The following is a 13420-nucleotide window of genomic DNA, read 5'->3' as shown; positions in this document are numbered from 1 at the left end:
GTTTCATTTCATTTTTACTATTGATTTTATTATATAAATAAAAATAAAATATAATTTGATTATATTTTTTTCCTACTATCAAGGAATGAATTTCCATCTTGCTACAAGATATTTTTATTTAGTATAATAATATTAAATATTTATGTAAAAATACATTTTTTCCGGAGGACAAATGTTTCGTAACGTTAAAATAGGCACCAGAATACAATTAATATTTATACTGATGCTGCTTTCATTTGCTGTAGGGCTTGCTGAATACTGGCATTCCTCAAAAAATCTGACAGAGACAGGAACGGACATAATCGGACAGGTTACCCTCAATGAAGAAAAACAGAAAATATCAGTAGCCACTGATGTTCTTGCTGAATCTTTAAAGCTGGCTCTGAAAGGGGTAACAGATAAGACTGAGCAGGCAGCTATCGTCCAGCAGGCTCTGGACAGTATTCGTTTTGAAGACGACAATTCCGGATATTTTTATGCCTATAGAAAAACCGTATGTATTGCCCACGCCACCCTTCCTAAACTTATTGGCAAAGACTTGGCTGATCTCAAAGACGCCGGCGGTAATTACATGGTTCGTAATCTGTATCAGACCGCCCGTGCAGGCGGTGGTGTTATGCCTTTTGAATGGGAAAAACCCGGTGAAGGGGTTCAACCCAAAATAGGTACGGCAAAATTTATACCCGGTACTGACATCTGGATTGGAACAGGTGTCTATTTAAGCCATGTAAAAAAAGCACAGGATAAAATTCAAAGCAAACTTGAAAACATTGTTGATCAGAGAATAATCATCGCCATAGCTGTAATCCTGGTAATACTCCTGCTCATAATCCTCCCTATCTGCCTGCTCATTGCCAGAAGCATCAGAATTCCACTCAAAGAAGCGGTAAATGGTGCCAAAAGGATAACTGACGGCAGACTTGACGAAAAACTTGATGAAAGCGGAGCAGACGAACTTTCCGAGCTTTCGCGTGAAATGAACAAAATGTCATCTCAAATTTCGGTCAGCAGAAATGAAACCGAGAAAGCTGTCAGAGAATCACGCAAAGAAGCTCAGGAAGCAGCAGAAGCCCGAAATGAAGCTGAAAAAAATAAACAGGAAGTAGAACACTCCATTGCCGAAATAGGAAGAACAGTAAAAATACTGGAAGAAGCTGTCACTAAAAGTGGAGAGGTAATGGATACCGTGAAAAACCACATGCGTGAAATTCATGGTAAGGCAGACGATCAGCAGTATCAGATGGGACAATCTGAAAGTTCCATGGATAATTTAAGCAGAGCTGTTGAGATAATAACTTCTCTTTCAAGCGAATCCATGAATCAGGCCAAGGAAGAACTGAACTCCACAAGAGATGGAGCCAGAATGGTGGAAGAATCAGTCCAGTCAATCAGAGAAATTCATTTAAAGGCTGACGAATTAGAAAAACAGATGGCTGAACTTGATGATCAGGCTGAATCAATCGGTAATGTTATGACCGTTATTTCAGATATTGCGGATCAGACAAATCTTCTGGCTCTGAACGCAGCCATTGAAGCGGCCAGAGCCGGAGAAGCCGGTCGCGGATTTGCTGTTGTTGCGGATGAAATACGCAAGCTCGCAGAAAAGACAATGAATGCGACCAAAGAAGTTGGTAATATAATTCTCGGAATCCAGAGCAGTGCTCAGGCCAACGCACAATCCATGAGTAAAATTGCTGATGATATAACTGAAGCTGCCGACATCTCTGAAAAATCAGGAGAAATGCTTGAGGTAATTTCAGAGGGGGCAGAAGAAGCCTATAAGCGTTCATCCTCGATTTCCGAATCAACTGAAGATCAGGCTCAGGCTAATATGCAGGTCAGCAACTCAATTGAAGAAATGAAAAAGCTGGTTGAAGAATCAAAAGATAACGTTCAGGGATCTCAAAATGCAGTCACCAATCTGGACAGCATAATGGGCGACATCAAAAAAGTTATCAACAATCTCAAAAAGCGTATCGATTAAATATAAATACAGAACATTCGGTCAAGAACCTAAAAAAGCCCCTGTAATCAGATTACAGGGGCTTTTTATAAACAGTGTAAAGCAACTAATAAGATTCAATTTTTTCCACAGGCTCAGTAAGCAGGAAATCACCGTCACTGATCCATTTTTTAAGCTTATCAGCAATTTCAAGCGAGATAGAGTAACTGGTCATGGGAATTGTCGGAATGGTTTTACCATTCAGATTTATTTCTCCTGATCTCAGCTCCTCATAAGTAACATGACCGAGAATACGTGAGATTCCATTAGGATAATCATATCCGTAGTCTCTTACAGGTACCTGAATATCCGCATCGGAAACACCGGCATACCATGCAACTTCCTCGTTCAAAACAGGGATAGGAATACCTACACCAACTGAAATTGTGCAGCCGTATCCGGGGAAACCAAGTCCGCGTACATACCTCTGTTCCATGCCTTTCATGTCACCCTTGAGCATAAGGGTACCGGAACCGGTAAGAGGGATACCACGTTCATTTCTTTTAGGATTCGGCACATGCTGGGTTCCGGCTCCGAGAACATGTCCTATTCCACCACCGAGGAATATCTTTGTTCCAAAACCTATGGTCATGAAATAAGGATCATTCAGAAGCGGTGAAATCTTTCCGGCAGTAGCATAGTTTGCGTTACGCTGATTGGGCTTTAGAGGTCCCATGTACGTGTAGACAGTTCTGCTGGTCATATTAACCGCGCAATTGTAATTCTGATAGCAGTTGCGGGGATTAAGCAGCCATGCGTTGGGAAGATCCTTAAGGGTTATATCCTTCTCCACTTCACGGCGCGGATAGCAGTCCGTTCCATAGGCCTTTGCCTTGAGATGGATAACCTTTCCGGCGATCAGATCTTCGATTACATGCCCTCCTCCGTAGGAGAAACGGCCGGGATGAACTTTATTAAGCGGATCATCAGCGGCAGGCTCTGTGGCTCCGAGATAGGAGTCAACAGCGGCAAGACCGGCATGACAGGGAACATTGTTCAGCCAGCACTGTGATGTTTTGATAACAGGTGCGGACTGTCCGATGTTGAAAAGCATTCCCGAAGAACACATCGGTGAAAAAGTTCCGGTAGTGACGACATCTATTTCTTTTGCCGCCTGAACCTTGCCTTTCGAACGGACTATATCGACCATCTCTTCGGCATTGACGACAACGGCTTTGCCTTTTTTGATGCGATCATTGATTTCTTTTATCGATTTATTGACTTCAAACGTATCTGCCATTGGAAAACTCCGTTTGCATGTTTCACAGGGGGATAGCAATTGTGGCTTAAAGACGATTTTAATGCAATTGTATTTTTAAGCAAGAATCAGTTTAATAAAGCCGTTTACCCTTGGCTTGAAGGGCAAAATCAGCTATAAGATTAAAAGAGTTGCGGGGTGGTTGAAAAGGTAGTTGCTGACATTTTTTTTTCTTTTAAATTCTAGATAGATAACCATATAAAAAACACCTATCCCATCAAGTGAAAAACGGACTAAGAAATCACCTCCTCCAGACCTGTTCCGAATCAGAGTTACAGCGATGGTACGATCCCATAAAAATCGATATTTCAGACGAAACCGGAGAGGTTGTCGTCACCTTTCCTCATGCTTTTTTCGGTAACTGGTTCAAAAACAGCATTCAAAGCAGATTCGAGGAACAACTTTCAACTTTTCTTGGTAAAGGTTTTAAAGTTTCATACTCAAACAACGGGCAGCAAAAATCATCAGAGCAACACTCTGCCATAAGTGAAACTCCAAGGAGAATTGACTTTCCTTTCGGTCACACTTTTACCTTTGATAATTTCATCATCAGTAAAAAAAACTTTTTCCCGCTAGCTTCAGCAAAAGAAGTCGCCAGACTTGAAACAGTTACTTTCAACCCATTTGTAATCTGTGGAAAAAACGGCAGCGGCAAAAGTCACATGATGAAAGCCATTGCCAATGAAATAAGCAAAAGAGTTGAAACCGATAAAATTTTTCTTGGAAACATGGATGATATAAAAACCATTTATTCCGTTAAATTTTCAGGTGATAACTTCAAAGCCAGAAATTACTTTTTCAGTATGGACTATATCTTTGTGGACGATTTTCAATCAATCCGCAAATACGAGGAACTACAGCAGGAAATGATATCTATTTTCAATAATTTTTATGAAAATGAAAAACAGATGGTCTTCTGCTGCAATGACAAGCTGGTCACTTATGACTTTTTAAACCAGAACCTTAAATCAAGACTGGAATGGGGACTCATTGTCACTCTTAAAAGGCCTGACCTTGAAATTAGAACATCGTTCATACAAAAGCAGTGCAAAATAAAAAAGCTCCAGCTTTCAAAAGAGCAGATACTGACCCTGTCCCAGAAATTTCAGGATTTCCGCTACCTTCAGGGCATTCTGATTAAACTTTCGGCATTCAAAGAGCTGGTAAGGAAAAACCTCGACCAGAAAGACTTCGAGCATATTTTAAACAATACCGAAGAAAAAACAGATCAGGAACTTACACCTGAATATATTCTTCAGGCTGTCTCTGAGCATTTCAATGTTTCAACTGAAGAGCTGAAAGGCAACAAGAGGCTGCAATCCATAGTGCGCCCGCGACAGATGGCCATGTATCTCTGCCGGCATCTGCTGGGAGTTTCTTTTCCTTCGCTAGGACGCATATTTGGGGGCAAGGATCATAGTACTGTTCTTTATTCTGTTAAAAAAATAGATAAATTACAGAAGGTTAATAAAGAAACGAAAGACCTGTTGATAACTTTGGAAAATAAATGCCGCGGGCGTGTTCCTAAGTAATTAAAAACAAAAAGAATGTTCATCTGTTCGGTATATCCGACAATGATTGTTCTTAAAAAATATTTATATTTTAAACACTTATTTAGATAAGTAACATACGAACCGAGTATACGAAAAAAACAAGGAGAATATATATGTTTTTAAAGGTGAACAGAGATGAAGTGATTGAAGGATTGCAGAAATCCGCCAGCATAATTCCAGCCAAAACAGGGGCTGCATATTTGAGGACCATCTGGCTGAAAAGCGAAGAAGGAAACCTCAGCATCATGTCCACCGATTCCAATCTGGAATTTTGCGGAACTTATCCGGCTGAGATAATCGAAGAAGGTCTGGCCGGAGTTCAAGGCAGAGCTTTTTATGATCTGGTACGCAAACTGCCTTCAGGGCAACTCGTAATTAAAACAGATCCTGACGGAGCAAATATCCTTGTGGAACAGGGATCACGTAAATACAAACTTCCTGTTAACGATCCTACCTGGTTTCAAAAATTTTCATCCTTTCCCGGTGAAGGAGCTGTTTTCTGGTCAGGAGACTTTCTTCTTGAGCTCATAGAACGCATTGCTTTCTGCATTAGCGATGAAGACTCAATGGAAGCCATTGCCTGCCTTAATATGGTGCCTTCAAACGGTGAGAAAGGAAATTTCGTCGAAGTCTGCGGTCTTAACGGTCATCAGTTTGCCATGCTCAGATTTTTCAATGATGATATCCATGCCCTTCTTCCTGAAGACGGAATTCTCATTCAGAAAAAATACATCATGGAACTGAAAAAATGGCTGACGGAAGACGAAATTGAATTGAGCTTAAGTGACAAGCGACTGTTTTTTAAAACAGCCGACGGGAAAGAAATATTCAGTCTGCCACTGAGTTACTATCAGTACCCCAACTATCAGAACTTTCTTTCCAAGTTGGATGAGGATAACGTATCCAAAATGAACGTTGAAAAAAGCGAACTCTCGAATGCTCTCGAGCGTATTTCAATTTTCAACACTGATTCCAACCGTTGCGCTTCATTCATGTTCAATCCCGGCGAACTTGTCCTTTTCAGTCAGGGACAGGAAGTCGGAACAGCGACAGAATCATTGGAAATAGAGTTCAGTGGTGAGATTGAAAGAATAGCTTTCCCTACCAAAAATCTTATTGAAGTTCTCAACCATTTCCAGTCACCGAATATCAACTTTACCCTGACCGGAACAGAAGCTCCCTGCGGAATGACAGGAGAGGACGATAATGAATATCTTGTTATTGTCATGCCCATGAAGGTTCAGGAAGAGACTTACTACAGCGAGGAAGATGTTTAATGTCCAATAAGGAATACTCAGCTGATTCCATTACCATACTTGAAGGACTTGCGGCCGTCCGCAAACGCCCGGCGATGTATATCGGTTCAACTGATGGCAGAGGGCTCCACCATCTCGTTTACGAGGTTGTGGATAACTCAATTGATGAAGCTATGGGCGGATACTGCGATAAGGTTAAAGTCACTCTGCACATGGACAACAGTGTCACCGTATCCGACAACGGACGCGGTATTCCTGTTGATATGCATCCCAAGGAAAAGAAACCGGCACTTGAAGTCGTTATGACCGTACTCCACGCCGGAGGTAAGTTTGACAATGATGCTTATAAAGTTTCAGGCGGACTGCATGGTGTTGGTGTATCCTGCGTAAACGCTTTGTCTGAGCAGCTTGAAGCTACAGTCAAAAGGGACGGGAAAATATACCGCCAGTCATATTCACGCGGTGTCCCGCAGGGACCTCTTGAGGAAATAGGCGATGCCGTAACACACGGTACAACCATAAGATTTCGTCCTGACGAAGAAATTTTTGAAACAAATGTGTTTGAATTCAATATCCTGAAAAAACGTTTTCAGGAGCTGGCCTACCTCAATAAGGGGCTTGAAATTGAGTTCAAAGACGAAAGAACCAATGAAAAAGCTACATTCAGAGCTGACGGAGGAATAAAGTCCTTTGTTGAAGATCTGAATAAAGGCGTTACCCCGATACATGATATTGTTTTTGCTGCCGGTGAAACAGATGCCGTTATTACAGAGCTGGCTATCCAGTATAACACCGGATACAAAGAAAATACCCATACCTTTGCAAATAATATCAGAACCGTTGAGGGTGGCACACATCTGGCCGGTTTCAAAGGTGCTTTAACAAGAGCAATCAACAACTATATCCAGAACTCCGACCTTCCCAAAAAGCTTAAAGTTAAACTTTCCGGTGAAGACGTGCGTGAAGGTCTGACCGCTGTAATCAGTGTTAAACTTCCTGATCCCCAGTTCGAAGGCCAGACAAAGACCAAACTCGGAAACTCGGAAATGGTCGGTATTGTCTCAGGTATCGTTTATGACCGTCTGTCAGCTTATTTTCAGGAAAATCCCAAGGATGCCAAAGCGATTATCGAAAAAGTCGTGGACGCTTCCAGAGCAAGGGAAGCTGCAAGAAAAGCGCGTGAACTTGTTCGCCGCAAAGGTGCTCTCTCCGATCACTCACTCCCGGGCAAACTTGCTGACTGCCAGAGCAAAGATCCTTCAGAATGTGAAATATTCATAGTTGAGGGTGACTCCGCTGGCGGATCTGCAAAACAGGGAAGAAATCCTAAATATCAGGCAATTCTTCCTCTGCGCGGTAAAATTCTGAACGTTGAAAAAACCAGATTCGATAAAATGCTCGGCAATAAAGAAGTCAGAGCACTTATCACCGCTATGGGCATCGGTATCGGAGATGAGGAAGGTCAGAAGGATTTTGACAAACTTCGCTATCACAAAGTTGTCATCATGACCGATGCTGATGTTGACGGATCACACATCAGAACCCTTTTGCTGACATTCTTTTTCAGACAGTATCAGGAGCTTATCGAGAGAGGCCATCTGTATATCGCTCAGCCTCCCCTGTACCGTGTCGCAAAAGGAAAGTTCGAAAAATTCATCAAGGATGATACTGAACTTTACACCCTGCTGATCGATAGAATCAGTAAAGACATGGTTATTAAAGCTGAAAGCGGAAAAGAATTTTCCGGTGCTGATTTTATTGCCATGCTTGATGAAATCAGATTCTTGAAAAATAAAGTTATCGAAGCTTTCAGCATGGGAATACAGGAAGATCTTTTCATGACCCTGATCGGTCTTGATGAAATGATTACTCCTGAAATGCTCAAAAATTCAGAGACATCTGAACTTGTAAAAACTCTCGATAACTTTGGTTACAATCTATGGATTGAACGTGAGCAGGAAGAAGAAGATGAACGTGTTTTCGCTCTTTTTGAAGACCGTAACGGACATCACACCAAGCTTGCTGTCGAGTTTTTCAATTCAAAATTGTTCAGGCACAGCTACCAGAAATATCATACTGCCCTTGATGAATGCGGAACACTTGATTTTGTAGCCGTTAGAGGAACAGATGAAATACCATGCAACGGTCTTTTCAAACTGCTGGACACCATTGTTGACGAATCATGGAAGGGACTAAATATCCAGCGCTATAAAGGTCTGGGTGAAATGAATCCCGAACAGTTATGGGAAACAACCATGGACCCGGATAAAAGAACCATGCTTCAGGTTACTATCGATGATGCTGCTGCCGCCCACGATATTTTTGTCGACCTTATGGGAGACAATGTCGAACCGCGCCGTGAGTTTATCGAGAAGAACGCATTGGCTGTTCAGGAACTTGATATTTAATATCTTGATTTGTTTTAGTTTTCCACGGCTTAAAAAGTTTTAAGGCTTTGCCGTGATTTTTGGAAATGAATAAGCCTTCAATCCAAAAGACTGTATGTTTTATTGGATTATAAAGATAAAGCTTCTTTTTATAACAATTGTATAAAAAGTTAAGTTAATCAGGTGACTTGATAATTTAAGACACCGGAGGCTGTAAAATAGTGCTTCCCAACCGGAGGTTGCAGTGACTCAGGTAACAATTGAAGATGAACTTAGAAAATCCTATCTGGAATATTCTCTCAGTGTCATTATAGGCCGAGCGATTCCTGATGCCAGAGACGGATTAAAACCGGTTCACAGGCGTATTTTATATGCCATGCATGAACTTGGTAACTATTATAACAGAGCTTATAAAAAATCGGCGCGTGTTGTCGGTGACGTAATCGGTAAATATCATCCCCACGGTGATTCTGCTGTTTATGACGCTCTTGTCCGTATGGCCCAGGAATTTTCCATGAGAGATCCTCTTGTGGACGGTCAGGGTAACTTCGGTTCCATTGATGGTGATGCGGCAGCGGCTATGCGTTACACCGAAGCCCGCATGTCCAGACTCAGTTCTGAATTTCTGGCCGACCTGGACAAAAATACTGTCGATTTCAGGGATAACTACGATAACTCCCTGCAGGAACCCTCAGTTCTGCCTACAAAAGTTCCAAACCTGCTGCTTAACGGTACATCCGGTATTGCAGTTGGTATGGCCACCAATATTCCACCGCACAACCTCGGTGAACTTATAGACGGAACAACCCATCTTCTGGATAATCCTGATTGTGAAATTTCAACCCTGATGAAGTTTATCAAGGGTCCTGATTTCCCGACATCCGCCATGTGTTTTGGTGGAAAGGGTCTTGAAGAAGCCTACCATACCGGACGCGGAAGTATTAAAATCCGCGGTGTTCTGAATATAGAAGAACGCAAGAACGGAATGGAGAGCGTGGTTATAACTGAAATTCCCTACGCTCTTAATAAATCCACGCTGGTAGAAAAAATTGCTCTACTGATAGGTGAGGGAAAAATTGAAGGTGTTTCAGACCTTCGTGACGAATCAGACCGTAACGGTATCAGAATCGTTATAGACCTCAAACGCGGTTCAATCGCTGATATCATAATTAATCAGCTCTATAAATTCACCCAGCTTGAAACCTCTTTCGGTATCAACATGATGGCTGTTGTAGATAACAGACCCGTCCTGCTGAACCTCAAGAGTGTTTTACAGTGCTTCCTTGATCATAGACGTGAAGTTGTTATCAGGCGGACAAGATATGATCTTGAAAAGTCTGAAAAACGCGCCCACATTCTTGAAGGGCTGCGTATCGCTCTTGATAACATTGATGAAGTTGTAAGAATTATCCGCGCTTCAAAGGCTGCGGAAGAAGCACGCATCGGACTCATGGAAAGATTTGAGCTGTCACAGCCGCAGGCTCAGGCCATTCTGGATATGAGACTTCATCGTCTGACCAACCTTGAGCATGAAAAACTTCTCGAAGAATATGCTGAACTTCTTAAAAGGATTGAATATTTCAAAAGTATTCTTGAACAGGAGGAAGTTCTCAAAGGCGTTATCAGAGATGAACTTGCGGAAGTTAAAAAGACTTACGCAACTGAACGCAAAACAAAGCTCATGGGTCATGATCCTAACGATATTGATATCGAAGATCTCATCCCTGATGATGAAGTTGTTATCACCCTTTCAAGGCGCGGATATATCAAGCGTACTCCGCTTTCAAACTACCAGCGTCAGAAACGTGGCGGAAAAGGTATTGCCGGTGTTTCAACAAGGGATGGAGACTTCATTCATACTTTCCTGACCACTTCGAATCATCAGCATCTGCTGCTCTTCACTTCCAAAGGAAAGATGTTCAAAATCAAGGTTCATCAGGTTCCGGAAGGAAGCAGAAACGCAAAAGGCGCACATATCGCCAACCTTCTGCCTCTTGAAAAGGATGAGTCAATTGCAACGGCTCTTTCCATGAGAGAATTTTCAGATGACTACTTCTTCCTTTTTGTAACCAAGAAGGGAATGGTCAAACGTTCTCTTATTTCGCTTTACAGCAACTGCCGTCAGTCCGGAATACGCGCCGTAAACATGCGTGAAGATGACGAGCTGATAACTGTTAAGCAGGTCGGAGCAGATGACGAGATTGTTCTGGTTACCAGAAAGGGAACATCAATCCGCTTCAGCTGCCATGATGTTCGTCCTATGGGCCGTGTAGCAAGCGGAGTAAAGGGTATTGCCCTGCGCAGTGGTGACGAAGTTGTTTCCGGTGTTGTAACCGGAGATGAATTCCGTACCCAGCTGCTCACCGTTTCAGAAGGCGGATTCGGAAAGAGAACCAATATTGATCAGCACAGAACTCAGACACGAGGCGGAAAAGGTATCATCAGTATGCGTGTTACCGATAAAACCGGCAGTGTTCTCGGTGCTATTATGGTTTCTCAGGATGATGAAGTTGTTCTTCTCACGTCAGGAAATAAAATTATCCGCATGTCCGTTGGTGAAGTAAGCCTTGTCGGCAGAGCCACTCAGGGCGTACGCCTTGTGAGAATGGATGAAAATGACTTTGTAGCAGGATTTGATCTGGTCATCGATGACGATGAACTGGATTCTGATCTGGAAACGGAAGAATCCTGATTATGAGGAAATTCCTGCTTATATTTATCGCAGCCCTGACAATATTCAGTGTTCAGGGCTGCGAAAATAACAGTAATCAGGTTAATCCTGAATTTGCGAAAGCCCGGAAATCCTTTTCAGACGGATATTACTTTGAAGCTGAAAAGGGTTTTGAAAGCTATCTGCAAAACAACCCGCAGGGAAAAAAACGTCTACAGGCGTGGAATAAGCTTGTTTCCATTGCTTCTGATGTGCGACAGGACCCGGAGCGTGGAGCAAGCATTTTAGAAGCCATGTATCTTGAATTCGGGCATGACTCCAAAAAAGCTCCTGTGCTTAAAAGACGTGTAGCAGCAATGTATATCCGCTGCGGTAAACTGAAAGCAGCAGTTGAAAATCTGGAAAAAAGTCTTGAATTTCCTGATCAGCCACAGGCTGAAATGGATAAAACAAGAATGATGCTCGCAAGAACTTATCGAGAGCTTAGAAGCTACGATCTGGCTATTCTTATTTTTGGTGAATGTGCCGATTACACTGACAATATTGAAACAAAATCAGAAGCTCTTTTTGAAAAAGCCCAGACTCTGACTTTGATTCAGGCCAGACAGAGAGCTATGGCAGAGCTTGAGAATCTTGTCAGCATGCATGAAGTTTCCGCGGAGATACACTCCGAGGCCGCTTTTCTGCTTGCAGACCTTTATGAGCAGCAGGATGACTATAAAAAAGCTCTGGACCTGCTTAAAGAGATAAAAGACACATACCCTAATCCGAATGCCATAGAACTGCGCATCAGCTATATTGAAAAAGAAATCAAATAGTTATTCGAGTTCATAAATATATCCATAATAAAGAAGGGTGTTCAAAATACTTTGAACACCCTTCTTTATTTATTACCTAAAATTTATATTTTTATCTATTTACCTGAAATATTATATTTTTTAAGTTTATACTGCAAAAGTGATTTAGAAATTCCAAGCATTTCAGCTGCATCAACTTTTACAAAATTACTATGAACAAGAGCCCTGCGCACAAGGTTTGCTTCAATTTTTTCAAGGGTATGTGCAAGATTGAGTTTTGAAGGAAGAAGATCAACTGCACTTTTGAACTGTGATTCCTCATCTTTTATTTCGGATGGCAGATCTTCCGATTTAATTTGCGGACCGGGGCTTAAAACCACGCAGCGTTCAATTACATTCTGTAACTGGCGCACATTTCCGGGCCACTCATAGGCAGAAAGATAATCCATTGCTGATGGTGAAAATCCTTCAAAAGACTTGTTATTGTCCTGAGAATATTTTTCAAGAAAATGATTTGTAAGAAAAGGTATATCTTCCCGGCGTTCACGAAGGGGAGGAACTTCAATGCTTACAACATTAAGGCGATAATACAGGTCTTCTCTGAATTCCCCGGCTTCAACGGCTTTTTTCAAATCTTTATTTGTTGCTGCAACTATCCTTATATCAACTTTGATGGGGTCCACCCCACCAACTCTTTCAATTGTCCTTTCCTGAATTACCCGCAGAAGTTTAACCTGCATGTCCTGTGAAAGTTCACCTATTTCATCTAGGAAAAGAGTTCCTTTATCAGCGGCTTCAAACCTTCCGCGTTTGCGGGCTACAGCTCCTGTGAAAGAACCTTTTTCATGTCCAAAAAGCTCACTTTCCAGAACTCCGGGATTAAGGGCCATACAATTGACTGAAATAAACGGGTTGTCACAGCGCGGTGAAGACTGGTGAATAGCTTTGGCTATGAGTTCTTTTCCAGTACCAGACTCACCAGTTACCAGAACAGTACTGTTTCCCGGTGCTGCTTTTTGTATCATATCAAAAACCGCAAGCATCGGGCGGGAACGTCCAATAATATTTGAAGGAGAGTAACGCTCTTTTATCTGTTCGCGGAGCAGTCTGTTTTCCCGCTGGGTATTTGAAAACTGGGCTGCTTTGGTAACTGAAAGCAATAATTCTTCATTGGCGAATGGTTTGGTTATGTAATCAAAAGCACCTATTTTCATTGCTTCGACAGCTGATTCAATACTACCGAATGCAGTCATGATAATAACCGGAATGTATGGAAAATTTTTCTTGATGTGCTCAAGAACTTCCTGCCCTGTCAGTTTAGGCATTTTCATATCGGTTATGACCATATCAACTTCAGATTCATCAAGATATGCAAGGCCTGTTTCCGGGTCTGAAAGAGCTGTGACATTGTAACCTTCGTCACTTAATATCGCTTCAAGAATAAGCAGATAGTTTGTCTCGTCATCAAGTACTAAAATATTGCTGGACATTGTAAT

Annotated in this window: 8 protein-coding genes; 6 read left to right on the top strand and 2 right to left on the bottom strand. The window is 42.0% G+C overall.

Annotated elements, in window-relative coordinates:
• Positions 1-172: 172 nt before the first annotated feature.
• A complete protein-coding gene (locus tag G496_RS0104795; RefSeq protein WP_027178281.1) occupies positions 173-1984 on the top strand; it encodes a methyl-accepting chemotaxis protein in 1812 nt (603 codons plus the stop codon).
• Between the two features lie 85 nt (positions 1985-2069).
• On the opposite strand, the gene G496_RS0104790 is transcribed toward G496_RS0104795, so the two are convergent.
• On the bottom strand, positions 2070-3242 hold the full coding sequence (locus G496_RS0104790) for a homocysteine biosynthesis protein (RefSeq protein WP_027178280.1): 1173 nt from the start codon (positions 3240-3242) through the stop codon (positions 2070-2072).
• Positions 3243-3481: 239 nt separating this feature from the next.
• On the opposite strand from G496_RS0104790, the gene G496_RS0104785 reads away from it, so the two are divergent.
• The 5 genes from G496_RS0104785 to G496_RS0104765 all read left to right on the top strand — a co-directional run bounded on the left by G496_RS0104785 (position 3482) and on the right by G496_RS0104765 (position 11945).
• Positions 3482-4792: a DnaA ATPase domain-containing protein gene (locus G496_RS0104785; RefSeq protein ID WP_027178279.1), complete on the top strand. Its 1311-nt coding sequence runs from the start codon at positions 3482-3484 to the stop codon at positions 4790-4792.
• 134 nt (positions 4793-4926) lie between these two features.
• Entirely contained in the window at positions 4927-6090 is a 1164-nt protein-coding gene (gene dnaN / locus G496_RS0104780; RefSeq protein ID WP_027178278.1) for a DNA polymerase III subunit beta, read from the top strand.
• Positions 6090-8477 (top strand): DNA topoisomerase (ATP-hydrolyzing) subunit B, encoded by a 2388-nt coding sequence (gene gyrB / locus G496_RS0104775; RefSeq protein ID WP_027178277.1) that lies wholly within the window; start codon positions 6090-6092, stop codon positions 8475-8477. Before dnaN ends, gyrB begins: the two co-directional genes overlap by 1 nt.
• Positions 8478-8700: 223 nt before the next feature.
• Positions 8701-11148 carry a DNA gyrase subunit A gene (gyrA, locus tag G496_RS0104770; RefSeq protein ID WP_027178276.1) on the top strand — a complete coding sequence of 816 codons (2448 nt, stop codon included), beginning with the start codon at positions 8701-8703 and terminating at the stop codon, positions 11146-11148.
• A 2-nt stretch (positions 11149-11150) separates the two neighbouring features.
• The gene (locus tag G496_RS0104765; RefSeq protein WP_027178275.1) at positions 11151-11945 is read left to right on the top strand and encodes a tetratricopeptide repeat protein; all 795 of its coding nucleotides are present in this window, start codon (positions 11151-11153) and stop codon (positions 11943-11945) included.
• A gap of 95 nt (positions 11946-12040) precedes the next feature.
• On the opposite strand, the gene G496_RS0104760 is transcribed toward G496_RS0104765, so the two are convergent.
• Positions 12041-13414 carry a sigma-54-dependent transcriptional regulator gene (locus G496_RS0104760; RefSeq protein WP_027178274.1) on the bottom strand — a complete coding sequence of 458 codons (1374 nt, stop codon included), beginning with the start codon at positions 13412-13414 and terminating at the stop codon, positions 12041-12043.
• Between the last annotated feature and the right edge of the window lie 6 nt (positions 13415-13420).

This window comes from Maridesulfovibrio bastinii DSM 16055, assembly GCF_000429985.1.
Taxonomy (GTDB): domain Bacteria; phylum Desulfobacterota; class Desulfovibrionia; order Desulfovibrionales; family Desulfovibrionaceae; genus Maridesulfovibrio; species Maridesulfovibrio bastinii.
The sequence above is the reverse complement of the archived record's forward strand: the minus strand, read 5'-3'. Positions and strand labels throughout refer to the sequence as shown.

Coding starts and splice junctions, on each gene's coding strand:
- gyrB (WP_027178277.1), top strand. CDS start 6,090: ATGTCCAATAAGGAATACTCAGCTGATTCCATTACCATACTTGAAGGA.
- G496_RS0104790 (WP_027178280.1), bottom strand. CDS start 3,242: ATGGCAGATACGTTTGAAGTCAATAAATCGATAAAAGAAATCAATGAT.
- G496_RS0104765 (WP_027178275.1), top strand. CDS start 11,151: ATGAGGAAATTCCTGCTTATATTTATCGCAGCCCTGACAATATTCAGT.
- dnaN (WP_027178278.1), top strand. CDS start 4,927: ATGTTTTTAAAGGTGAACAGAGATGAAGTGATTGAAGGATTGCAGAAA.
- G496_RS0104795 (WP_027178281.1), top strand. CDS start 173: ATGTTTCGTAACGTTAAAATAGGCACCAGAATACAATTAATATTTATA.
- G496_RS0104760 (WP_027178274.1), bottom strand. CDS start 13,414: ATGTCCAGCAATATTTTAGTACTTGATGACGAGACAAACTATCTGCTT.